The following is a 22589-nucleotide window of genomic DNA, read 5'->3' as shown; positions in this document are numbered from 1 at the left end:
AACGGTTAAAGAAGTTGGATGAGTAATAAATTTTCAGGAGAGCCATGTTTAATCAGGGAACAGTGTATAGAAAGCGGCAGCATCTCTTTTTTATTATTGATGACTGCACAAGTGAATGATTCGGAAGCTTTGTGACTACGATTTAAACAGCTGACAATTATTTAGCCGGGGACCTAAATAAGGGGGATAGGAGCGCCGCTTAAATAGCTGCTATTTGTCGTTGCCAATTATGTTCATTAGAATAGATTATTAAATAATCCCAAGGCAGGACGTTTAATATGGATAATAATCTGAAAGCGTTATTCGGTTCGTGGGAGGCTGCCATAGGCACCCTTCTTTCTGCTATAGCCAGTACGCCTTCCTCTAAACTGAATGAAACGCTGCAAACGAATTTGGATTTAGCAGGAAATGTCATGCAGGCTACAGGCAGTGCTTTAGCAGCCGACAGTGAAAAAAAGCTCACTTTAAACAAATTCGGAAACCAAGTTCAAGCGATTGGAAACTCCGTTGTGATTAGCGGGATAGTCATTTCATTTACTGAAGAAACAAAGAGAAAAGTAACCATCAAAGGTAATTTATTTCAAGCTGTCGGAAGCAGCATGGCTCTTCCTGATTTATTGGATACCACTGAGATAACTATGGATACGCTATATGAAATCTATGGAGCACTGCTTCAATCGATCGGAAATGCGTTACAGGGTTTGTCAGGCATGATTGAACTAAAAGGGGAGCGGGGAGAACATATTGATTTTGTTGGCAGCTGGATACAAACCATTGGCGCCTTTATCCAAGCTCTTGTACAAAGCAAAACATCATATATTGATTATGAAAAGTCATTTTCGGGTATGCACATCCAGCGCAGTAAATTTGAATTTCCGTTAAGGATGGAAACCTGAGAAGATACGTTGCTGTTTTATTAGCAGTGAACTAGTATAAAAGATAGAAAAGTTTAGTATGCTAAGAGAAAAGGAAATGAATATCAACGGATTTCTTATAAAAGGATGATGATAATGATTCCAGCACAACCAGCTATCACCCGAAAAAGTATTGTTATGTTATTACGTCTTGTTGCTGTTGTTTTTTCCAGTATAGCAGCTATTTTATCAACGGTATTGCCGCTTTTATTTTATACGGATTTGTCGGCCGGCGCTGTGATGACCGTTGCTTCCGTATTACTAATCGGCGCTGTATTTATTCATGGCATGCTGACTCACACCTTGAATGATATTGCAGATTATCAATCAGGCACAGATCAATACAGCCCCGGTGTACTTTCCGGAGGCAGCAGAGTGCTGCAGACAGGCACAATGTCTGTAGGAATGCTCAAGCAATTAGGTATTTGGATGACGATATTCTTATTGCTGATGGCTATCCTGTTTGCTTTTCTCGGCCTTACGGAATTTGCTGTATTAACCTTGGTCGGTATCTGGGGAGCAGTATCTTACTCACTAAAACCATTTCAGTTAGCCTACTATCCATTTGCAGGAGAATGGCTCAGTTTATTCCCAACTATGCTGATGCTGGGAATCGCTGCTCCTTGGATTTTACTCGGACAAGTTCCTGCCTGGACATGGCAAAATGCAATAATCAATGCAATCTGGTGTATGGCGTGGGTAATGGTTCATCATATTCCAGACCGGCATGCGGATAGAAAAGCAGTGCCCCTGAAGCAAACCTCTGTGGTGTGGGCAGAGAATAAGTTTGGAGCAAGCGGTGCTAAACTGCCTGCCATGCTTTATTTTATCTTGATTGGTTTGCTGCTTATTTGGACAGCTTTTACACGGCCGGCTGGAGCAATAGGAGCTGGCATTCTACTGACTTATGCAATTTATCTCGTGATAAAAATGGATATTGACGACGTAGAAAAAGTAACAAATGATGAGAAAAAGCTGCTTATTCTTGCTTTTGTAACCGCGATATGGCTGGGGAGCTTTGTTTAAAAGAAGGATTATATTTAGTCGCATGTTAAGAGCTGGACAAAAAATTCAGCTTTTAAGATGCGATTTTTTTACGGAAAAGTTTTTAAAACAAGAGTAAACCACTTCATCATAATAGTAGACTGTAAATACACTTCTTATATAAAAGTATTCAATAAATATTTCATTTGAAATAGGATGAATATTTCCATTTTATTAGTATAATGAAATATAGGGAGTGTTATGGAATGGAAAAGCGAAAGTACAATAAAAAAGATTTCTACTTTTGGAAAATCACCTTATGCTTAGCCGCAGCTTCTTTTTTTATATTTGCTAGTCTTTATGTGGTGCAGCCGTTAGCGCCCTTGTTTGTCAGAGATTTTAATGTGTCTGTGTCAGAAGCCACGTTACCTTTGTCTGTGAATGTGTTTGGATTGATTCTCGGCTTGATTATTCTTGGGTTTTATTCTGACCGAATCGGCAGGGTCCCGCTTATCAAATGTTCCTTAATTATTTCGGTTATTCCATTTCTATTGATTCCGATGACTGATTCCTTTACTTTTTTCATTCTGATGCGATTTATCCAAGGATTTGCTATGGCGGGTCTGCCTGCAGCATCACTTGCTTATATCAATGAAGAAATTGACCGTTCGAGTATTGGAATTGCAACAGCTTTATACATAGCAAGTAATGCCTTTGGAGGAATGGTCGGCAGATTTTTGGCGAGTTTTTTAGCTGAAGAGCAAGCCTGGCAGACGATATTTTATATCTTTGCAGGGATAGGGCTGATAATTGCAATAGCAGTAATCCTCTTTCTGCCTAAATCGCAATTTTTTGAACGCAGTTATCTTCCGTTCCAAAAAGATATTGAAGGGATGCTTTTTCATATCAAAAGTCCGGTAATGCTCTTGTTTTTTGGTATGGGAATTATTTTTCAGGTTTCGTTTACTTCCGTATGGACTTATTTGCCGTTTTATTTGGAAGGAGAGCCATTTTCTCTTTCGTCGCAGGCTATTTCGTATACATTTCTGGCATATGGATTTGGAGTCGTCGGCGCGCCGATTGCCGGCTGGCTTGCCAGCTCTTTAGGATTGAACAGAGTTCGTATTGCGGGAATTATTGTCCTGTCCGCAGGTATTTTGATGACAGGCATTGTCTCATTCCCTTGGATCATTGCCGGTTTATGTGTGATCTGTCTCGGCTTTTTTACAGCGCATTCTTTAACGGCAACCTTCGTAACTGAGCAGGCAGCACACCATAAAGGAAGTGCATCCAGCTTATACCTTGTCTCCTATTATATCGGCGTAGCATTCGGAAGTACGGCAGTAGGCCCTGTTTGGAATCAAGCGGGCTGGCATGCCATTGTTTGGCTGGCGGGGATATTGCCTGTGGCTTATTTAGTCATTGTAACAATGGTGCAGAAAAGAATGAAGAAATCAACTTCGGTTTCCGGCAGATAAAGCATCGTGTTTAATAGATTCCAGTATTGCAAAAGCACTCTGAAAATAGAAAAAGCTCCATTTAAAAAATCCGGACAAAGCAGATGTCCGGATTTCTAGAAAACAAATATGAAAAGATTGCAGATAAAATAGTAACGTCATTTTACTTCTGCTTTCCGAAAGATAAGAAAACTCGCCAGATAGAAAACAAGGATAAATACGAAACTGATAAGAAAGCTTTCCCCGATAAATTTACCACTCATGTGAAATGTCAGCTGAGATAAATCAATTCCATAAGGAGTATAAGCCATTACGGAATGAATGGTTTCATTCAAACTGGAGACTGGTCCAAGAATCAAGCTTGTCATATACGTAGCAGTGATAACAAGAACAGCCTTTTTAAACAGGAACATAAAGAAGATGCTGACCATCAGCTGGCTGATAAAAATAAAGAGGGATAAGCCGTTTATCAATAAGATTTTCCCGAATAAACCGGCTGTTGATATCTGTTCTGCTGCTCCAGATAATATGTTTAAGGCCGGTGTGGGGAGAAAGCCGCTGAATGCTGCATCTGTAAAAGCAAAGAGAAGTGTAATGGCAGCGTAAGGCAGATATAATAATGCAATTAAAATAAAAAAGGAAATCATTTTATTGATAATAATCGCGTTCCTGCTATGTCCGCCAGAAACGGCATTTTCGATGATTTTATTTTCAAAATCAGTCGTCAGGCAAATCCCTGCTGCAATACTTCCTAATAATGCCATCATCTGCGTTTCGGAAAATAAAGACAAGCTGCCGGACGCAGTTTCTATGCTTAAGCTGTCTGTCGCAACATAATGGGAGCAGGCAGCAAAAATAATGGCACTGATAAGAGCTAAAAGAAATAGTGCCCATGGTGAAATCGACCGGCTTAATTTAAAGAAATCGGCTTTTAACAGCTGCATCAGCTTACACCTCCTATTAATTGGAGGTAATAGCTTTCTAACGTTTCTTCCTGTGTTGTAAAAGTGGTAATGATAATATCATGTTCTATCAGGGATTTGGACAGCTCCTCTTTTTTATCCGTGAAGTCATATAATTTAATGCTTTGATCAGGCTGCAAGATAAAATTCTCTGTATGAAGCGATTCTCTCAGCACCTTTTGCAACTTTTCCGGTTCGTTGCAAGCAATTAGAAGATGCTTATCGATTTGTTGGTCTAATTTGTCATGGCTGAGCGTTTTCAGGATTTTCCCTTCGTTTACAATAATAAATTCATCCGCAGTTTGATGAAGCTCGGCTAAATGATGGCTGGATAGCAGAATCGTCATTTGGTATTTCATTGCTAGTTCCTTTATTAACTGTCTAACCTCAGCAATGCCGCTTGGATCGAGACCATTAATCGGCTCATCAAGCATCAATATCTCTGGATTGCCTAGCAATGTGATAGCGATGCCTAAGCGCTGGCGCATCCCTAAGGAAAAATCTTTTGCTTTCTTTTTGCCAGTGGACGCTAATCCAACAATATCGAGCACACGCTGTTCCGCATTTTCATCTTTTATTCCTTTCATCGTTTTGTGGACACGGAGATTATCTTTTGCGCTCATATGCCCGAGAATACTCGGGTTCTCAATCATACTCCCCATTTGTTTCCGGCCGCTCAGCAATGCTTTTGGGCTGGATTGACCAAAGAGATATAGCTCTCCTGAAGTAGGGAAGGAAAGGCCGGTAATAATCCGCATAAATGTTGTTTTACCGGCTCCGTTTTGACCAATCAATCCATAGATTTTCCCTTTCTCCAAGGATATTGATACATTTTCTAATGCTTGAAAGCTGTTATAGGCTTTGGAGATATTTTTTGCTTCCAGAATATATTCCGTCATTTTTTAGTATCCTTTGTACGATTCAAAATCCCGGCTGCCATGGTGGTAAAAAATTCTGCCGGGACCAGGGCGATGCCAATACTTTCTGGATTTTCATCGCCTAACACCATAAACTGATCGCCCTCCTGCATACGAACCATATCCAAAGCCTTTTTCGGTAATTTGACATAACCATCCTTCTCCAAAGGGGTTGTGTTAAACATATGCTTTCCCTTTGGAGGGATGGGAAAGCCGCTGTCTTTTTGATCGTAATGAATGAAATTGTCCAAAGAGACATCGAATAGAGAGGCAAGCGCATCGCAATTGATAATATCGGGTAAAGATTCTCCATTTTCCCATTTCGCAATGGATTGTCTGGTAACGCCAATTCTTTCTGCTAATTCTTCTTGAGAGTAATTATTTTCCCTTCTTAAAAAAGAAAGATTTCGTGATAAAGTGATTTTATTCATTTCATGCATCCCTTTCGTTTGGGTATACTTCTATTTTACCCGTTAACGAAAAGGAAACAACCAACGCAGGGTAACGATTTATGTTAACGTTAGTTGCGTATTATAAATAAAACGAACTTCCTTCTCGAGCAGTTTTCCCGCCAATTCTTTATAATAAAAAATTTATCACGGAGAATCGTCCGTAAAACTCCCGCCTCAAAATAAAGCGTAAAAATAAATTTATATAGGCGGGAGATCAGGTAAGCTAGCTCCCTGAATCATTCAGGTTCATTCAGCGGGAAAAAAGCAAAAATTCCCACTGAATGAAGTTTTATTTTATGCTTGCGCCTGACGTTACGTGAGGTGGTATGATAGAGCTATCAAGTGAGAGGAGATTAGAGCGGAAATGAAAAACGAAACATTCTCCATCAGCGAATTTGCTAAATCAACAGGCGTATCTGTGCGGACACTGCATTATTATGATGAGAAGGATATATTAAAGCCAAAACGGGATAAATATAGAGGTCATCGTATTTATGAAAAAGAGGATATGATCCAGCTGCATAAAATCATGACGATGAAATTTTTAGGGATGAGCTTGGATGACATCAAGCATCATATGCAGCCAGATACGTTCGATTTAAGCTTTATCGACACGTTAAGGCTGCAGGAATCGAAGCTGATCAAGGATAGGGAACAGATTGATATTGCTTTGGAGGCCATCCAGCGCACGGTGCATCTTCTGGAAAATGAAAAAGAAGTGGATCAGGCTGTTCTCATCAGCTTACTGGCAAGTATGCAAAATGAGAGAAAGCAGGAAGAGCTGGCTAAAGGAATTATTAAGGATGATATTATAAAGAAAATGTTTCCGCAGACAGCGAAGGAGAAAATGTTCTTTGAACAAAGATTACTGACATTTTACAAACGAGTCAGGAAACATTGTGGAAAACCGGCAAATCATCCTGAAGTCCAACAAATGCTGGATGATTTTTACCGCTTTATCATGGAGGTAACGGATGTGAATTCGTTGAAAGAACTTGCGGATATCTTTTCCTTGGATATGGGGGACAAAGAGAATGAAGAACGCATAAATACGTATATTCAAGAGATAGAGCGTCTTGTCCCGACACCAATCACAGAAGAGGAAGAAGCTTGGCTGCAGCAAATGATAATAGATTATATGGGTCCATTATGGGATGAGGAAGAAGGAGAGAATTAAATGAAAGCATCGAAACAATCATCAAGTAATTTTATCAAGCTGTTACTATCTACTAGGATACCGAAGCTTGTATTAATTTTAGGGTTAATTGGAAGTGTGCTGACTACGCTGGTAGGGCTGACCATCCCACTGTTGACAAGGGAGCTTGTGGACGGTTTTTCGATTGCAGATTTAGATTGGCGCTTTATTGTTCTAATCATCGGCGTATTTATCGTACATGCGCTGGTGGATGGGCTGTCAGCTTATGCACTGGCTTATGTCGGGCAAAAAGTAGTGGCAAGACTCAGAGAAATATTGTGGAAAAAGCTGATTCGCCTGCCGGTTTCTTATTTTCAAAAGCAGCCGAGCGGGGAATCCGTCAGTCGTGTAATCAATGACACGGGGATTGTAAAGGATTTGGTTTCTCAGCATTTTCCGCAATTTATTTCCGGTCTGATTTCCATTATTGGAGCGGTCATTATCCTGCTGTTTATGGACTGGAAAATGACATTGATCATGTTTATCGCTGTCCCGATTACGCTGATTGTAATGCTGCCGCTTGGGAATAAGATGGCAAAAGTATCCCGGAGTCTGCAGGATCAAACAGCTAATTTTCAAGGAGAGATCCAGCAGACCGTCAGTGAAATCAAACTGATGAAATCTTCCACGGCGGAACAGAAGGAAGAAACGCGGGGGTTACAGGGGATTTTTAAGCTATTGCAGACAGGCTTGAAAGAAGCGAAGATATTCTCAGTCATTGCACCGTTTATGTATATGGTTGTGATGCTTGTCATCGTGATGATTATCGGCTACGGCGGTATTCGCGTGGAGCAGGGAACGATGACAACGGGATCGCTTGTCGCATTTCTCTTGTATTTATTCCAGATTGTCTTTCCTATTACAACCTTTGCGATGTTCTTTACAGAATTGCAAAAGGCAAAAGGTGCTACGGAACGAATTTCAGAAATTTTACGGGAAGAAGAGGAAGAAGTATTGCCTGGTTCTGCAAAACAAATTAGCGAGCTTCCGCTGGCATTTGAAGAAGTGAGCTTTTCGTATGAAGCGGGCGAGCAGGTTTTAAACAACTTATCATTTTCTGCGGCACCAGGAGAAATGGTGGCATTTGCCGGGCCGAGCGGCGGAGGAAAAACCACTGTATTTGGTCTGATTGAACGCTATTATGAGCCCAATGAGGGAGCTATCCTGCTTGGCGGCGAATCAATTCAGGATATTTCATTGGCGTCCTGGCGTTCCCAGCTCGGATATGTGTCCCAGGAAAGCTCGATGATGTCTGGTACGATTCGAGATAATTTAACCTATGGCCTGGAAGATGCAGAAGAAATTGCTGATGAAAAGCTTTGGGCCGTTGCGGAAATGGCTTATGCCGCACAATTTATTCAAGAGCTGCCAAATGGAATGGACACGCAAGTCGGCGAGCGCGGTACGAAATTATCCGGCGGACAACGCCAGCGTATTAATATTGCCAGAGCCTTCTTACGTGATCCGAAGATTTTATTGCTTGATGAAGCAACGGCAAGTCTCGACAGTCAATCGGAGCAGGTGGTTCAAAAAGCCCTGCAGCGATTAATGGAGGGAAGAACGACATTTGTGATTGCCCATCGTTTAGCAACGATAATTGATGCGGATCAAATTATCTTTATTGAAAATGGAGAGATTACCGGGAAAGGAACACATCAGGAATTACTGGAGTCACATGAACTGTATCGTTCTTTTGCGGAACAGCAGTTGAAATAGAAAAAAGAGCAGCGCATAGTTCTTCATCGAAGAAATGCGCTGTTCTTTTTAGTGCTGTATTTAAACAGGTACCAAATCATATTTTTATCGTGATATCTTTAATCAAACGATAATTAACGCCAAGAAGCAGAACAATTAATACAATACTCACTGGCATCGCTATAAACGTCGGCACCGTGATGATATTTGTGAAAAAGGAAAAATGAGTGGCCTCTATAAAAATGCCTGCTATTGCGATAATAAGAATGCTGCATGCAATAGAGAGCAGTCCATATCGCCAGCCTGAACGATAGAAAGTCAGACCTATCATCCAGCCGATTAAAAAGTAAATAAGGTGCAACATAACCAGGCTGCCAAAGACATAAAGGAATGCGGAAAAGCTGCTTGTATAATCAAATTCCTGTGTATGGATATTCCAGCCTGCCCACCCAGAAATGAATTGAAGGATAAAGCCTGACACAACCAGGATGATCGTTATGGCAATAGAGAGCAGAACAGATGATAACATCGTACCGAGAAAGAAATTTTTCCTGGTTATTCCCTGCTGCATGTAATAATAAAAGAAGGAGGATGTTGTCAGAATGCCAAGGACGAACATATAAATAGATGATGACCCATTAGAAAAGTTTACCAAATCAATAAAACTGGAATGGGGGCCAGAAGCAAAGCTGACGACAACAATATAAATTACAAACATAAAGGAAAGAAACCACATGGTCCATTTCAATTGTTCCATAAATAAGAATCTAGCCATTGTTGCAGGTGATAAGATAATCGCACTCATTCCTTTTCCTCCTTTGTCAAATGCACAAACAAATCATGAAGAGAGAGGGGACCGATGTCCAGCCCGGCTTGATTTGCTGCATTTTTCTGCTGTTCAGAGAGTTCGCCGTATACCATGACAGATTTTGTTCCGCCAAGGAGCTGACTGTTTAAGACTTCTAATTCTTTTGTGAAATCATCCACCTGCTCCAATGAACCAGTAATGGAGAATCCTTTGGAAATAACCTGCTCATTGGTATCCTGCAATAAAACCTTTCCGTTATGAATCATCAGCACCTCATCAAAAAGATAATCGGTTTCCGAAACGAGATGGGTTGAAAAGATAATCGTTCTTGGATGCTTTTCCTGATCATTTAAAATTTCATTATAAAAAGTTTCTCTTGTCGGCGCATCCATACCGAGATAAGCTTCATCAAAAATAGTTAGAGGAGCTCTAGACGCTAAACCGATAATAGCCTGAAATGCTGATTTTTTTCCTTTTGACAGCTGATTCACTTTTTTATTTAAAGGAAGCTTGAACTTTTCAGCTAACTGAAGGGCAAGGGTTTCATCAAAATTTGGACGAAAGTAAGCCATTTCCTTTAATGTTTCCCCAACCTTATCATAGCTGTATTCCAAATCCTTGTGCTGATCAAATATGAAAATCGTGTCCTGCATGATTCTTGGGTTTTCAAAAGGGTCTTCGCCGTCGATGATAAGATTGCCTGTATCTGTTTTTCGAAAAGCGGATAGAACCGATAATAAGGAGGTTTTTCCCGCTCCGTTTCTACCTAGCAAACCATGGATTTTTCCCGATTCCAGCTGAAAACTGACTTGATCGATGGCGGTGAAATCTTTATATCGTACACTGACATCCTTTGCTTCGATGGCATAACTCATGCTTTATCCCCCTTTCTTGCTTTTTTGATTAAATCAATAATTTCGTCCTCAGTGATAAGAAGCTTTTCTGCCTCCTGGACTAAACCGATAACGTAATCATTCATAAACGCCTGCTTCCGTTTTTGAACGAGTTTTTGTTTTGCTCCTTCTGCGACAAACATGCCGACACCTCGCTTTTTGTATAGAATGCCTTCATCTACAAGCTGTGTGACGCCTTTGGAGATGGTGGCGTGATTAATTTTGTAAAATTGAACCAGCTGATTGGTGGAAGGAGCCTGTTCACCTTCCTTTAGCTGATTATTAACTATCTGGTCTTCAATCTGTTCACGAACTTGAACAAAGATAGGTTTATCACTTCGAAATTGTGTAGACATCGTGTGTATAGCCTCCTTTCTGGCAGGGTTTTATAATCGAATTGGTGCGTCCTTGGTCAGACGGTAGTTACAGATAATTAAAATGACTATCATGATAAAGAAAATAACATAGGGTCCCATACTGATAATGAGCGAGTTAGAGGTGAAAAAGTTAATCGTATGTGCAATGTCATCCTGATCCTGCAACAATGCGGATACGCCGAAAAATGGAAAGGAAAGAAGGATAAACAATAATCCAATCTTCCAGCGAAAACGATAAAAACCAAGCCCCATAAACCAGCCAATTAAAAGATAGAAAAAATGACTGACAGAATAATCGGCTATACTTTTTATAAAAGATAATACGCCGCCGCTGCTCAATAAATCTGACCATGGGACAGTAAAGCCTAAAGCTGGAACAAGTGTCTCAAATAAACCAATCATGAGACTCATGGCAAAAGCTAAAATAACGGAAAGCAACACGGACGCGAATAAGGAAGCTTTAAAGAACTTTTTCCGGGAGATCCCCAATTTAAAGTAGTAGTCTAAAAAACCATAAGAATAAAGCAATCCGATAATCAACAAAAATACATTCGAAGTTGTATTGCTGACATCGAGATTATCCAAGAAACCCCATTGAGTTGATGCCGTAATTCCAATCGTCAAAATAATCATAATACCAAAAAACCAAGCTGCCCATTTTAGCTGTTCTACGAATAAAGACCAGCCTAATTGAGATTGTTTCATGTTTCCTCACCTTCCTTTGTCAAATGAATAAATAGATTATTTAAAGATAATGTACCAACCTCTAAGCCAAGCTCAGCCGCTTCCCGCTGTTCTTGTTCTGTCAACGTTCCATACACCATTACAGATTTAGTGCCGCCGAGCGACTTCTCATGAATCACTTCCAATGTTTCTGTAAATGAATCGACATCTTCTTCAGGCCCTGTAATAGAGAAGCCTTTTTCCAGAAGCTGCTCACTTGTTTCCTGCAATAAAACCTTCCCGTTATCGATAATAAGCACTTCATCAAAAAGGTACTCCATTTCGGAAACAAGGTGGGTGGAAAATAAAATTGTACGCGGATGTCTCTCCTGTTCTAATAAGATTTCTTTATAAAATAACTCTCTTGCCGGCGCATCCATTCCGAGATAGGCTTCATCAAAAATGGTGAGCGGCGTTCTGCTTGCCAGGCCAATGGTAACCTGTAGAGCGGAATACTGCCCTTTGGATAATTGGTCGGCACTTTTATCCATCGGAATGTTAAACTTAGCTGCTAAATCTTTGGCATAAGCTTCGTCAAAATTCGGACGGAAATAAAGCATACCCTTGAGTATTTTAGCGATTTTATCGTAGTCATAGGTATTATCTTTATCATAAATAAAAGATGTTCCCTGCAAAATTCGTTCATTTTCAAAAGGGTCTTCGCCGTCAATGACAATCGTGCCCCGCTTTACCTTGTGGAAAGAAGCAAGATATGTTAACAGGGTTGTTTTTCCGGCTCCGTTTCTTCCCAGTATTCCGTGAACTTTCCCTGGAGACAGCGTGAAGCTTACATCTTCTAACGCTTTGTATTTCTTATAATGTACCGTTAAATGGCGTACTTCAATGGGATAAGCCATATACATTCTCCTTTATAAATTAATAGTTAAGTCATACTGTGTTATGGTTATATACTTATGTGTATAACCATAACAGTGTTACAGTTAGTTGTCAATAAAATATAGAAATCTTTCTGAAAAATAGGCTTCGATAAAACGAAACGAGGCTTTTCTAAAAATAATAAATTTACAAAGAAATTTTTTTGGAACTTATGATATATTGGAATATAAGTTAAACATATAAGAAGCAGAAATGTTAAAAGAAAGGCAGGAGGGACGGATGATGAAAAAAGGTCGCTGTCATTTAATCTTAGCGGGCAATTTGCATGAGTGATAAAGGAAAAGTTATCGGGATTGCCCTGATTACAGCAATCACGCTGCTGGGGGATGCCATGCTTTTTATCGTCTTGCCCTTACACTGACAGGATTTTGGATTAACAGCTATTTGGCAAATCGGTGTCCTGTTATCTATTAATCGTTTTGTCCGTTTGCCGATTACCCCATTTGTAGGAATATTTTACAACAAGTTCGATATCCGTTCGGGTGTATTGATTTCTGTGGTTTTTGCAGCATTAAGCACGTTCTTCTATGGCCAATTTCAAGGATTTTGGCTCCTTCTGCTTGCCAGAATTTTATGGGGAATCGCCTGGTCATTTGTGAAGCTGGGTGGGATGCTTACCGTTGTATCGTTTTCTACGGAACAAACGAGAGGAAAGTATATGGGATTGTATAATGGTTTGTGGGGATTAGGAGGTTTAGCCGGTATGCTGGCAGGAGGGTTTTTAGCAGATCAGTTGCCGATATCTTTTGTGACGACATTGTTTGCGCTGGCAGCTGTGGCGGTTTTTCCTTTTATCTTCAAACTGGTGCCTAAAAACAATACGACTGCAGAGAAAGATACGGTTGCTGTAAATCGTCATGTGCCGGAAAAGGAGAAGCAATCGATACGTCTAGCCATATATTATTCTCATCATTATTACCGGAGGAACGATGGGTTATATTACCATGGGTATTTTTAACTCTACCTTGAGCCCCTTGATTGAACAGTCGTATCATCTGCATTGGTCCGTATTTGGCATGGTTATCGGGGCAGCAACACTGGCTGGAATCATTCAAGCAGTTCGCTGGGCTTGGGATCCTTTTTTGCCCCTGTTATAGGAAGCTTTGTCGATAAACAAAAGCAAAAGTATCATTGGATTCTTATTCCATTATTCCTTGGCAGCGCTGCTTTTTTAATGTTAGGCAGTGTGGAATCTTTTATTTCTTTGTTAATCATCATCATGTTTTTTCAAGTGATAACAACGATTTTATAACGATAACAGATACTTTGGCAGGAGATGCTGCAGCTAAAACAAATCCTGTTAAGATGATGACGCTGCATACAGTAGCTGTTGATTTAGGCGCAGCAATTGGTCCTTTACTGTCATTTATTATTATTGATTTAAATGGAATTTCTGCCGTATTTTATCTTTCAAGTATGGTTATGTTATTTGTAGGAGGAGCATGGGGAGTTTTTCACTTTTTTGGGAAGAAAAAAGATAACTATCTTGCGTGATAGAATCGGGTTTTTAATTAATAAAGAATGGAGGTTGTATGATGACAGAAGCATTAACAATTAGAAACGTAACCTTAGGAGAGGGGAAACCAAGTATTTGTATTCCTTTAACATCTTCTAACAAAGCAGCACTTATGGAAGAGGTGGAGCGTTATCAGCAAGAAGGAGCAGATGTTGTTGAATGGCGTGCCGATATATTTGAAGAAGTGGAAAATCATACAGCAGTGGAACAGATGTTAAAAGATTTAACGGCAGTTTTAAAGGGAATTCCGCTTATTTTTACCTTCCGAAGCCATCAAGAGGGAGGAGAGAAGAAGATTTCCAAGGCGGATTATATCGCTCTGAATCAATTTGTGATCCAGACAGGGCTTGCAGATTTGGTAGATGTGGAATTGTATCAGGGAGAGGATGCAGTTAAAAATCTGATTTCTGCAGCGCATCAGCAGCATACATATGTGATTGTTTCCAATCATGATTTTCAAAAAACACCGCCTAAATCGGAAATTGTCCGCCGTTTAAAATGGGCAGAGGAGCTTGGCGGTGATATCTTAAAAATTGCCGTGATGCCGAATCAGACTGCGGATGTTTTAGAGCTGCTCACAGCAACTAATGAGATGAAAGAATATACCACGAAGCCCATGATTACAATGGCGATGGGGCCGCTTGGTGTAATCAGCCGGCTGTCCGGCCAGGTTTTCGGATCTGTTTTAACCTTTGGGGCAGGGGAAAGAACTTCAGCACCCGGGCAGGTTCCAGTTCAGGAACTGCGACAGGTGTTGGAGGTAATTGAGAAATCGATGGATGTAAGCTAACTGGTTTAATGAAAGGTAGATCTACGTGAATTTGAGAAGGATGGATCTGCCCTCAGCCGGAAGTCGGAGTTTTTCTTCCATCTGAAGCAGCGGAAATTTCAAGGGATAAATCAGTCACCGACCCGATGTGCGGGAGAGGGTAAGCCGATACAATAAATGTATCAAATAACTTATTCTCAGGAGCTGATTTATCCCATGTTTTTTACGTATGAGTCTATGAAAAGTCATATTGATTATCGGATGGAGGATGTAAGGAAGTCAGGGAAGCTTTGTAAAAATAAACCAAAAAAGAAGAAAGAAAAGATCTGGAAAACTTCCGCTGCTCGTTTGAAGGGAGAGATGAAGTAGAATGAAATACAGGAAAAAAGAGGATGTCGATTTAGCAATCTGTAAATCGGAATCCTCTTTTTACATTAGACTGTAATTCAGTTAGGATACCTTTCAAAAAATCTTGTATCTGCATCTTGAAATCAGAAATACACTTAAACTGTCATGGTTACTTTAGGGATTTGGCTGTCTTGCTTTCCCATATTTTCAGCTATATCCACTGCAGCCGCATAACCAAATACCATCGATGCCCCAATCGTTGCGCCAGGTCCGGGATAGGTTTCTCCCATGACAGAAGCGGTGCAATTTCCAGTAGCATATAATCCTGTAATTGGTCTGCCATCTTTTCTGACGACTCTGGCTGCTGCATCAATGACCAAACCGCCTTTGGTGCCAATATCGCCCGGGTAGATTGGGATTGCATAGTATGGTGCTTTGTTCAGCGGAGCAAGGTTAGGGTTATCCAGTGTCGGGTCACCATAATATCTGTCATAAGCACTATTCCCGCGTCCAAAATCCTCGTCCTGCCCATTGGCTGCAAATGTATTAAATCTGGAAATGGTATTAGCCAGCTTCTCTGGAGACACATTGATCTGCTCGGCTAATACCTCCGGAGTTTTTGCTTTTTTGGCATATCCTGTCTCAAACCATTCTTTAGGAAGCGGCTGTAACGGCATGATTCCGAATACCAGATAACGATTCTTCACCCGTTGATCAAAAATCATCCATGATGGTATCGTGGAGCTCTTTTCATGATTATTTTCATACATTTGATCAACAAATTCATGGTACGGAACTGATTCGTTGATATAGCGGTCGCCATTGCTGTTGACGATAATCAAGCCGGGCGTGGCGCGTTCAGCGACCGGCATAAATGCAGGTGCTCCAGGTGGTGCTGATGTAGGAGTTCCCCACATTTTATCCATTAAATCCAATTGTCCGCCCAGTTCGACTCCTGCTGCAATAATATCACCTGTCTGCTCTTCAGCTGACAGTGTCCATTCCGTATTGGAAGGCTGCGGTAAATATTTCTCCCGTAAATCCGGACTATGGGAAAACCCGCCAGAAGCAAAAACCACACCTTCCCGGGCCTGAATGTTGAGTTCCTTTCCATCTCTTTCGGCGATAACCCCTGTAACGCGATTATTTTCATAAATCAAATCTTTAAATGGGGTGTTAAGCCAAACTTCCCCGCCAGCCTCTTTGAGCGAGGTATACAGGCGGGCAACAACAGCTTCTCCTAAGGTAGTAGGTTTATACCCGGAAAGGAGTGTGCGAATTAGGCGCATTCCTACTTTCATTGCCTTTACTTTTCCAATCCACGTTCTCATGATCATATTTACTTTGTGGAATTCACTTGATTTTAGTACCATCCCTTTTGTTGGCAAGCCGGAAGTACGTAAATATTTCAAATCATCTCCTAAATTGCGAAGGTCAAAAAGCTGAGCTTCTACGGCTCTCCCAGATGCTAAACCTCCAGGTGATTCAGGATAATAATCGGAGTATTTAGGAGTGTATTCCCACCGGAAATGTGCTGTATTCTCATGCAGATACTTTACCATTTCGGGTCCTTTTTGCAGATAAGCCGATTTTAATACATCTGGAACGCGGTCTCCGACAGTAGCATCTAGATACGATTTTGCCTGTTCATACGTGTCCTTCACCCCGGCCTCCTCCAGATAAAGGTTGTTGGGAATCCAGATGGTTCCGCCGGATTTGGAAGTGGAGCCGCCAAATAGTGCAGTTTTTTCAATGACAATTACTGATAATCCGCGCAAGCAAGCTGTTAAAGCAGCTGTTAATCCGCCAGCGCCTGAACCCACAACAACGACATCATATTGCTCATTCCACTGATTTTCCAATGTTATGACCTCCCAATCAATCTTAAAATTATGATAAGCTATAAGTACGAGTTAACCTAAGTATAAATTTTTAATAAAGCGCTTTCAATCAGTAATATATTATGGTCTGTACACATAAACAACAGATTGCTGCAATATGTTTAAAAACAAAAAGGATTTGGGGTGGTTTGTGTGGTTACGAAGGATATGATAATGGACAGGCGGGTAAGAAGAACGAAAAAATTACTGAAGCATGCGCTGCTTGAATTGATGCAGCAAAAGCATTATGAGCAAATAACAGTGACAGATATCGTTGATTATGCGGATTATAACCGGGCTACTTTTTATCGGCATTATAATCAAAAGGCAGATTTAGTGAAGGAAATAATCACGGACCAGACAAATGGGCTTATTCAAGCCTTCAGCATTCCTTATAAGAAAAATAACTATATTCACTTAAGTTCCTTAGCTCCTTCAGAGATTGTTATTTTTAACCATATTCTCGAAAACAAGCATTTTTATGGGCTTTGGAAGGAATTTGAGGATATTCCAGGATTCTATGAAACTTTTTTGGAATCTATCACGCAATTTTTCAAACAGGATATTAATCTGATTACCCCGTGTCATGATGGGCTGGATAATAATATGTATACCTCGTTTTACGCTTATGGGATTTTAGGCATTATTTTAGATTGGATTAAAAACGATTTTGAACAATCGCCGGATTATATGGCAAATCAGCTTTGTAAAATAATCAATTACTATCCGGCGGAATCATTTATTACTGGGGATTCCTGATGAAATGAGTGAAGCATATCGTTAGACAGCTGGAAAACGGTTATAATATATACAAGTTGAATTAATACTTAGTTACTGGAGGAAAATAGATGTTAGCCATTGTAGAAAAAACAGAAAAAGGCTATTTAGCAACCTTTGAACGAAGATTTAAAAGCTCTGTTGAAGCAGTGTGGAGCACATTAACACAAAATGATAAACTGCAGCAGTGGATGCCGAACTTAGAAGTGGTAGACCTGCGTAAAAACGGAACAATGAAATTCAATATGAATGATGGAACAGGTAACTCCTTTGAGATTGCTATTCTAGATTTTCAGGCGCAGTCCTATTGGCAATTTGAATGGGGAGACGGTTCTGTCCGGTTTGAACTGGAGCCAGTAGAAAATGAATGTGTTCTTTTATTAAAGGAATATGTTCCGGATCTGAACGATCATATCCCGAAGGATTTAGCCGGATGGCAGGTATGTTTAGAGATGTTCCAGGCAGCGCTGGAAGGGAAACCAATGGATTTTCCAAAGGAATCATGGGAAGCACATTATAAAGCATATCAAAAAAAGATTAATCCATTTTTGAATGAAGAGAAATAAAACAACAGTGCCTCAAACTGAAATTGTCGAGGTACTGTTGTTTTATTTTAATAAGGGTCGGCGTCATGTCCTAACTCTTCTGCGTGCTTCGGAGCCTGCTCGGCATCCGTTGCTCCTAATGGATTTTGACTGGTGCCATGCTTTTTCGCCTGTTCTAATCCTTTTCGCAGGCGGCGTCCATATTCTTCATCTGCATCTTCTGCGAGTGCAATCATTTTATCTTGAATACGCTTGTCACAGGTCGATAAATCGCCAATCAGATTGGACAATAATTCATCTTTTTCCCAGTCTTCAAACTGACGGAAGGTTTCGCCTGCCTGTTTTGTATTATCATTGCGGTCAATGGATTCGCGTACAAGATGACCCTCTACAAAAGGTTTATATTCTTTTCCGGTCTGCTCTGCTTCCTCCAGACCGCCGAGTACAGACGGCTCGTAATTGATATGCGGGTTTTGTCCCGGGGCTTTATCATTTTCCTGACGTAATTGTCCGCCTTCCTGATTGGTTGCCACTCGTTTTTTCGCTGCGTTGATTGGCACTTGCAAATAGTTCGCTCCGACACGATAGCGCTGTGTGTCTGAATAAGAGAAGGTCCGTCCCTGAAGCATTTTATCGTCCGAAAAGTCCAGTCCGTCAACTAATACACCGGTGCCGAATGACGCCTGCTCTACCTCGGTGAAATAATTCTCCGGATTTTTATTTAATACCATTTTCCCGACTGGCAGCCATGGGAATTTATCCTCTGGCCATAGTTTGGTATCATCCAACGGGTCAAAATCAAGCTCCGGGTGATCATCGTCTGACATGATTTGCACCAGCAGCTCCCATTCTGGATAATCTCCATTTTCAATGCTGTCATATAAATCCTGTGTCGCATGGTTGAAATTTTCACCTTGAATTTCCGCTGCTTCTTTGGCGGTTAAATTTTTAATCCCTTGCTTCGGCTCCCAATGATATTTGACCAGCACTGCTTCACCTGCTTCATTGACCCATTTATAGGTGTTTACACCAGATCCCTGCATCATGCGGTAGTTGGCAGGAATGCCCCATGGGGAGTAAATAAAGGTCACCATATGAAAGGACTCTGGAGAATTGGAACAAAAATCAAAGAAACGCTCGGAATCCTGAATATTTGTTACGGGATCTGGACGGAAAGCGTGAATCATATCCGGGAACTTCATTGCATCACGAATAAAGAATATTTTTATATTGTTGCCGACCAGATCCCAGTTGCCATCCTCTGTGTAAAATTTGACTGCAAAACCACGCGGATCACGAACGGTTTCCGGCGAATGGTTGCCGTGTACCACTGTTGAAAAGCGGACGAATACAGGGGTCTGCTTCCCTTTATCCTGAAAAACTTTTGCTCTGGTGTACTTGGAAACCGGATCATCACCGACCGTTCCATAGGTTTCAAAATAGCCGTGCGCTCCTGCGCCTCGTGCGTGAACAATACGTTCTGGAACTTTTTCACGGTCAAAATGACTAATTTTTTCAATGAAATCATAGTTTTCCAGCGTTCCAGGACCACGATTGCCGACGGTCCGGATATTTTGGTTGTTGGTTACCGGATGCCCTTGACGGGTAGTTAAGGTTTTATCATTTTCCATGTTGGTTTGTTGCGTGGATTTTTCTTTATCAGCCATAGATTTATCCTCATTTCCATTATAAATTTCTTCTCATTAGCATTGCCAATCCAAATAAAATTAATCGTATCTTTGGAGGATTATTATCTGAGATGGAAAAAATGCAGCGTAAGGGAGTTTGGACTATTTTCAAAAAGAACAAAATGCTCCTCCTGATGTTTTCAAATCCAATTCATTTTTGATTTTCTAAAGGAAAATAAGGGAGAGGACTTGAACTTTTCTTGCCAGCTATTACAATAGAAATAGACAAATAATTTGGAAAAGCTGTACATTCAGTACGGTTATATTCCATATTGATAATAGAACGTTTGAAATAAGTTAAGCTTAACAAGTGGAGGTCAGACAATGCCGATTAAAATTCCGAGAGAGTTGCCTGCAAAAGAAATTCTGGAAGAGGAAAATATATTTGTGATGGATGAACAGCGCGCGGATGCACAGGAAATTCGTCCGCTTAGTATTCTTATTCTTAATTTAATGCCGGAAAAGCAAAAAACAGAAACGCAATTGTTAAGATATTTAGGAAATACACCGTTACAGGTGCGCATTTCTTTTTTACGAATGGCTTCACATGAATCAAAAACAACAAACCAGAATCATCTGGATACTTTTTATAAGACCTTTGAGGAGGTACGGGATAAAACATTTGACGGTATGATTATTACGGGCTCCCCGGTAGAGCATCTGTCTTTTACCGATGTGGATTATTGGGAGGAACTGCAGGAAATTATGGACTGGACGAATGATCATGTGACATCCACCCTGCATATTTGCTGGGGAGCACAGGCTGCTTTATATCATCATTATGGCATTGATAAGCATCCGCTTCCGAAAAAATGCTTTGGGATTTTTGAACATGATGTGTTAACACCAAAAGAACGCCTGGTAAGAGGGTTTGATGAAGTATTCTTAGCCCCGCATTCCCGCTATACAACGGTTTCTTTGGAAGAAATCGAAAATCATCCTGAACTGCAGCTGATTGCTGTATCCGATGACGCAGGAGTCTTTTTACTTGCTTCTAAGGATGGAAAGCATATTATGGCAACCGGGCATTTAGAATACATGGCAAACACATTGAAGGAAGAATATGAAAGAGACCATGCACGAGGAATCGATACAGCTATGCCGGAAAATTATTATCCCAATAATGATCCGGAAAAACAGCCGAAGCATCGTTGGAAGAGTCACTCCAGCCTGCTGTTTTCCAACTGGCTGAATTATTATGTGTATCAAGAAACCCCTTATGTATGGGGAGAAGAGTAAAAATAGATTGAATGAAGCAGAGAAGGGACTGGATGCGTCTGGTCCTTTTTTAAAACACCAAAAAATAAGGCTGAAGCAGCTGCCAGCCTTATTTTTTGGTGTTTATCCTAATCGTTTTTGATAAAACAGAGGCATGCTCATAAGCATTCATCAATCCCTGCTGCTGAATGGTTGTTTTAGGAATACTTTTATACAGCAAAGTAATTGGAAAGTTTGCTGAGAATGGAAAAGGTTCCATGGTTATTGTCTCCTTATCTTCCCAGCTGACAGAAAAAGCAGATGGAAAGGAGGATGCGGTGTTTGAAACGGATATCCCGTTTTTAAAAAAAGGATGAAGGTCTTTATCCGCGGCTCCCGGCTCATTCATACATGCGAACAGAGATAGATTATCGGAAAACTGTAAAAGCGTATAATCCATTTCAAACGTCGCTTGATTAAAATGATCCATCCTGCTGATCAGCCATTCCTGCCGCTCTGCTTCCTGCTGAACAAACGCTTTTGCTTCAGGGAGCGTGGATGTTACGAGAAAACGCTTATAATGTTCACTGCATAATAATGCGGCATACCTGTCCTTTTCCTGGACCTGCTCAATACCCTGCGTGTACAAGACGGTTTTTGGTATGTCTGGAAAATCGATAAAGGAATAGGGACGATTTGCCTGATCATTCCAAAAAGGCTGCTTGTCAAAGGCCTCCCAGCCGCAGTCATGCTGATAAGCTGCATAGATAACAGAATCTTTATAAGGCGTATGCTCGAAATAACCCGAGGCCAGATTTTTAACTATTTCTCCAGATACAGAAGCATGGTCTACCTGTGTTATAAAAATAAAATGGCCGTTCTGATTTCGGATAATCATTTTACTCATTCCCTTCCTTGTGATTGATTGCATGGAGAACGAAAGAGCCCCAGGAAGCTTTTCATATCATTAAAAAAATTACTTCTCCATTCTTAAAAAAGACGATGGATTACATTCTCCACCGTCTTTATCTCTGTATTATATCATTTTATCAAAATGTATCCGTTTATATAAAGTATAGAAGATCGGAATGCCGATCAGTAAAACAATCAATTCACTGATTCCGGTTGTAAGCCATGTCAGCAGGAACGGTAATTGTAAAGCTATATTTAGCATAAAGGCAATAATAAACATATTAAAGCTGAAAATCAATGTATTTAGAAATAGCAGTGTCAGCTTGTTTTTAATATATTTTTTTAAGAAAATAATAATTCCTAAAGATATGGCGGTATGTGCTGTCCCGAATAAAAGATCCAATCCGCCTGCCATTGAAAATAAATTAGATGCAAATACACCAATCGTAATGCCGAAAAAGTAACGCTTATCAAAGATAATCAAATGGTTAAACATCTCTGATATTCGAAATTGAATCGCCCCAAATGCAACTGGGGAGACCAGCAGGGATACAGCGACATACAATGCTGCAATAATCCCGTTAATCACAAGTGTCCTTATATTCATATCCTGTTTTCCTCCTAGTTTTTTAGCGTGGGATGGTTACGAACCACGTTGAACCTAGCCTATCATACCAGTATCG

24 protein-coding genes and 1 riboswitch are annotated in these 22589 nt (G+C 40.5%); of the genes, 12 read left to right on the top strand and 12 right to left on the bottom strand.

Annotated features, from left to right (window positions below):
- Positions 1-278 precede the first annotated feature (278 nt).
- The 3 genes from ACZSMY_RS22665 (at position 279) to ACZSMY_RS22655 (ending at position 3376) form a co-directional block, all read left to right on the top strand.
- Positions 279-896, top strand: a complete 618-nt coding sequence (locus ACZSMY_RS22665) for a DUF6944 family repetitive protein (RefSeq protein WP_256705710.1) — start codon at positions 279-281, stop codon at positions 894-896.
- Positions 897-1010: 114 nt separating this feature from the next.
- Entirely contained in the window at positions 1011-1940 is a 930-nt protein-coding gene (locus ACZSMY_RS22660; protein ID WP_212928587.1) for a prenyltransferase, read from the top strand.
- 224 nt (positions 1941-2164) lie between these two features.
- Positions 2165-3376, top strand: a complete 1212-nt coding sequence (locus ACZSMY_RS22655) for an MFS transporter (protein WP_256705711.1) — start codon at positions 2165-2167, stop codon at positions 3374-3376.
- 137 nt (positions 3377-3513) lie between these two features.
- Here ACZSMY_RS22655 and ACZSMY_RS22650 read toward each other — a convergent pair whose 3' ends face one another.
- Genes ACZSMY_RS22650 through ACZSMY_RS22640 form a run of 3 tightly spaced genes read right to left on the bottom strand, consistent with a single transcriptional unit; the run spans position 3514 to position 5665 of the window.
- Entirely contained in the window at positions 3514-4299 is a 786-nt protein-coding gene (locus ACZSMY_RS22650; protein ID WP_193064025.1) for a hypothetical protein, read from the bottom strand.
- On the bottom strand, positions 4299-5216 hold the full coding sequence (locus ACZSMY_RS22645; RefSeq protein ID WP_256705713.1) for an ABC transporter ATP-binding protein: 918 nt from the start codon (positions 5214-5216) through the stop codon (positions 4299-4301). Before ACZSMY_RS22645 ends, ACZSMY_RS22650 begins: the two co-directional genes overlap by 1 nt.
- Positions 5213-5665 (bottom strand): helix-turn-helix transcriptional regulator, encoded by a 453-nt coding sequence (locus tag ACZSMY_RS22640; protein WP_212928590.1) that lies wholly within the window; start codon positions 5663-5665, stop codon positions 5213-5215. Before ACZSMY_RS22640 ends, ACZSMY_RS22645 begins: the two co-directional genes overlap by 4 nt.
- A 385-nt stretch (positions 5666-6050) precedes the next feature.
- Between ACZSMY_RS22640 and ACZSMY_RS22635 the strand changes: the two genes are divergently transcribed.
- Both ACZSMY_RS22635 and ACZSMY_RS22630 read left to right on the top strand, forming a co-directional pair.
- Positions 6051-6863: a MerR family transcriptional regulator gene (locus tag ACZSMY_RS22635; RefSeq protein WP_212928591.1), complete on the top strand. Its 813-nt coding sequence runs from the start codon at positions 6051-6053 to the stop codon at positions 6861-6863.
- On the top strand, positions 6864-8597 hold the full coding sequence (locus tag ACZSMY_RS22630; RefSeq protein WP_256705715.1) for an ABC transporter ATP-binding protein: 1734 nt from the start codon (positions 6864-6866) through the stop codon (positions 8595-8597).
- 76 nt (positions 8598-8673) lie between these two features.
- On the opposite strand, the gene ACZSMY_RS22625 is transcribed toward ACZSMY_RS22630, so the two are convergent.
- Genes ACZSMY_RS22625 through ACZSMY_RS22605 form a run of 5 tightly spaced genes read right to left on the bottom strand, consistent with a single transcriptional unit; the run spans position 8674 to position 12234 of the window.
- On the bottom strand, positions 8674-9381 hold the full coding sequence (locus ACZSMY_RS22625; RefSeq protein WP_193064023.1) for a hypothetical protein: 708 nt from the start codon (positions 9379-9381) through the stop codon (positions 8674-8676).
- Positions 9378-10259: an ATP-binding cassette domain-containing protein gene (locus ACZSMY_RS22620; RefSeq protein ID WP_193064022.1), complete on the bottom strand. Its 882-nt coding sequence runs from the start codon at positions 10257-10259 to the stop codon at positions 9378-9380. The genes ACZSMY_RS22625 and ACZSMY_RS22620 overlap by 4 nt, the downstream gene beginning before the upstream one ends.
- Positions 10256-10633: a GntR family transcriptional regulator gene (locus ACZSMY_RS22615; protein ID WP_042531986.1), complete on the bottom strand. Its 378-nt coding sequence runs from the start codon at positions 10631-10633 to the stop codon at positions 10256-10258. The genes ACZSMY_RS22620 and ACZSMY_RS22615 overlap by 4 nt, the downstream gene beginning before the upstream one ends.
- A gap of 30 nt (positions 10634-10663) precedes the next feature.
- Positions 10664-11359: a hypothetical protein gene (locus tag ACZSMY_RS22610; RefSeq protein WP_042531988.1), complete on the bottom strand. Its 696-nt coding sequence runs from the start codon at positions 11357-11359 to the stop codon at positions 10664-10666.
- Entirely contained in the window at positions 11356-12234 is an 879-nt protein-coding gene (locus ACZSMY_RS22605) for an ATP-binding cassette domain-containing protein (protein ID WP_042531990.1), read from the bottom strand. The genes ACZSMY_RS22610 and ACZSMY_RS22605 overlap by 4 nt, the downstream gene beginning before the upstream one ends.
- Before the next feature lie 467 nt (positions 12235-12701).
- Between ACZSMY_RS22605 and ACZSMY_RS22600 the strand changes: the two genes are divergently transcribed.
- From ACZSMY_RS22600 to aroD, 4 genes are read left to right on the top strand one after another with little or no spacing between them, the layout of a single operon-like run.
- Positions 12702-13232 (top strand): MFS transporter, encoded by a 531-nt coding sequence (locus tag ACZSMY_RS22600; RefSeq protein ID WP_175297031.1) that lies wholly within the window; start codon positions 12702-12704, stop codon positions 13230-13232.
- Entirely contained in the window at positions 13204-13371 is a 168-nt protein-coding gene (locus ACZSMY_RS22595; protein ID WP_175297032.1) for a hypothetical protein, read from the top strand. The genes ACZSMY_RS22600 and ACZSMY_RS22595 overlap by 29 nt, the downstream gene beginning before the upstream one ends.
- Positions 13372-13405: 34 nt before the next feature.
- On the top strand, positions 13406-13768 hold the full coding sequence (locus ACZSMY_RS22590; protein WP_042531992.1) for a hypothetical protein: 363 nt from the start codon (positions 13406-13408) through the stop codon (positions 13766-13768).
- A gap of 41 nt (positions 13769-13809) precedes the next feature.
- Positions 13810-14580, top strand: a complete 771-nt coding sequence (gene aroD, locus ACZSMY_RS22585; RefSeq protein WP_042531995.1) for a type I 3-dehydroquinate dehydratase — start codon at positions 13810-13812, stop codon at positions 14578-14580.
- A gap of 482 nt (positions 14581-15062) precedes the next feature.
- Here aroD and ACZSMY_RS22580 read toward each other — a convergent pair whose 3' ends face one another.
- On the bottom strand, positions 15063-16769 hold the full coding sequence (locus ACZSMY_RS22580; RefSeq protein ID WP_042531997.1) for an FAD-dependent oxidoreductase: 1707 nt from the start codon (positions 16767-16769) through the stop codon (positions 15063-15065).
- A gap of 171 nt (positions 16770-16940) precedes the next feature.
- Between ACZSMY_RS22580 and ACZSMY_RS22575 the strand changes: the two genes are divergently transcribed.
- Complete coding sequence (locus tag ACZSMY_RS22575; protein ID WP_042531999.1) at positions 16941-17546, top strand: TetR/AcrR family transcriptional regulator; 606 nt, start codon at positions 16941-16943, stop codon at positions 17544-17546.
- A gap of 89 nt (positions 17547-17635) precedes the next feature.
- Positions 17636-18130 (top strand): SRPBCC family protein, encoded by a 495-nt coding sequence (locus ACZSMY_RS22570; RefSeq protein ID WP_042532000.1) that lies wholly within the window; start codon positions 17636-17638, stop codon positions 18128-18130.
- Positions 18131-18177: 47 nt separating this feature from the next.
- On the opposite strand, the gene ACZSMY_RS22565 is transcribed toward ACZSMY_RS22570, so the two are convergent.
- Positions 18178-19776, bottom strand: coding sequence for a catalase (locus ACZSMY_RS22565; protein WP_465148364.1), 1599 nt, complete (start codon positions 19774-19776; stop codon positions 18178-18180).
- 345 nt (positions 19777-20121) lie between these two features.
- Here ACZSMY_RS22565 and metA point away from each other — a divergent pair, with 345 nt between their 5' ends.
- The gene (metA, locus tag ACZSMY_RS22560; protein ID WP_042532005.1) at positions 20122-21036 is read left to right on the top strand and encodes a homoserine O-acetyltransferase MetA; all 915 of its coding nucleotides are present in this window, start codon (positions 20122-20124) and stop codon (positions 21034-21036) included.
- Between the two features lie 88 nt (positions 21037-21124).
- Here the strand turns inward: metA and ACZSMY_RS22555 are convergent, their stop codons facing one another.
- Together ACZSMY_RS22555 and ACZSMY_RS22550 are read right to left on the bottom strand one after the other, a co-directional pair.
- On the bottom strand, positions 21125-21901 hold the full coding sequence (locus ACZSMY_RS22555) for a DUF3891 family protein (protein ID WP_226894937.1): 777 nt from the start codon (positions 21899-21901) through the stop codon (positions 21125-21127).
- A 129-nt stretch (positions 21902-22030) separates the two neighbouring features.
- Positions 22031-22513 (bottom strand): QueT transporter family protein, encoded by a 483-nt coding sequence (locus ACZSMY_RS22550; RefSeq protein WP_042532008.1) that lies wholly within the window; start codon positions 22511-22513, stop codon positions 22031-22033.
- A gap of 8 nt (positions 22514-22521) precedes the next feature.
- Positions 22522-22566, bottom strand: a riboswitch (PreQ1 riboswitch).
- Positions 22567-22589 lie beyond the last annotated feature (23 nt).

The organism is Oceanobacillus sp. B139/18, from assembly GCF_055524595.1.
Note: the sequence above shows the minus strand (reverse complement) of the source record. Positions and strands in the feature narration are given on the sequence as shown.

Bases quoted from the DNA above. Each gene is read 5' to 3' on its own strand.
- ACZSMY_RS22665 (WP_256705710.1), top strand. From the start codon at position 279: ATGGATAATAATCTGAAAGCGTTATTCGGTTCGTGGGAGGCTGCCATA.
- ACZSMY_RS22660 (WP_212928587.1), top strand. From the start codon at position 1,011: ATGATTCCAGCACAACCAGCTATCACCCGAAAAAGTATTGTTATGTTA.
- ACZSMY_RS22655 (WP_256705711.1), top strand. From the start codon at position 2,165: ATGGAAAAGCGAAAGTACAATAAAAAAGATTTCTACTTTTGGAAAATC.
- ACZSMY_RS22650 (WP_193064025.1), bottom strand. From the start codon at position 4,299: ATGCAGCTGTTAAAAGCCGATTTCTTTAAATTAAGCCGGTCGATTTCA.
- ACZSMY_RS22645 (WP_256705713.1), bottom strand. From the start codon at position 5,216: ATGACGGAATATATTCTGGAAGCAAAAAATATCTCCAAAGCCTATAAC.
- ACZSMY_RS22640 (WP_212928590.1), bottom strand. From the start codon at position 5,665: ATGAATAAAATCACTTTATCACGAAATCTTTCTTTTTTAAGAAGGGAA.
- ACZSMY_RS22635 (WP_212928591.1), top strand. From the start codon at position 6,051: ATGAAAAACGAAACATTCTCCATCAGCGAATTTGCTAAATCAACAGGC.
- ACZSMY_RS22630 (WP_256705715.1), top strand. From the start codon at position 6,864: ATGAAAGCATCGAAACAATCATCAAGTAATTTTATCAAGCTGTTACTA.
- ACZSMY_RS22625 (WP_193064023.1), bottom strand. From the start codon at position 9,381: ATGAGTGCGATTATCTTATCACCTGCAACAATGGCTAGATTCTTATTT.
- ACZSMY_RS22620 (WP_193064022.1), bottom strand. From the start codon at position 10,259: ATGAGTTATGCCATCGAAGCAAAGGATGTCAGTGTACGATATAAAGAT.
- ACZSMY_RS22615 (WP_042531986.1), bottom strand. From the start codon at position 10,633: ATGTCTACACAATTTCGAAGTGATAAACCTATCTTTGTTCAAGTTCGT.
- ACZSMY_RS22610 (WP_042531988.1), bottom strand. From the start codon at position 11,359: ATGAAACAATCTCAATTAGGCTGGTCTTTATTCGTAGAACAGCTAAAA.
- ACZSMY_RS22605 (WP_042531990.1), bottom strand. From the start codon at position 12,234: ATGGCTTATCCCATTGAAGTACGCCATTTAACGGTACATTATAAGAAA.
- ACZSMY_RS22595 (WP_175297032.1), top strand. From the start codon at position 13,204: ATGGGTTATATTACCATGGGTATTTTTAACTCTACCTTGAGCCCCTTG.
- aroD (WP_042531995.1), top strand. From the start codon at position 13,810: ATGACAGAAGCATTAACAATTAGAAACGTAACCTTAGGAGAGGGGAAA.
- ACZSMY_RS22570 (WP_042532000.1), top strand. From the start codon at position 17,636: ATGTTAGCCATTGTAGAAAAAACAGAAAAAGGCTATTTAGCAACCTTT.
- ACZSMY_RS22565 (WP_465148364.1), bottom strand. From the start codon at position 19,776: ATGGCTGATAAAGAAAAATCCACGCAACAAACCAACATGGAAAATGAT.
- metA (WP_042532005.1), top strand. From the start codon at position 20,122: ATGCCGATTAAAATTCCGAGAGAGTTGCCTGCAAAAGAAATTCTGGAA.
- ACZSMY_RS22555 (WP_226894937.1), bottom strand. From the start codon at position 21,901: ATGAGTAAAATGATTATCCGAAATCAGAACGGCCATTTTATTTTTATA.
- ACZSMY_RS22550 (WP_042532008.1), bottom strand. From the start codon at position 22,513: ATGAATATAAGGACACTTGTGATTAACGGGATTATTGCAGCATTGTAT.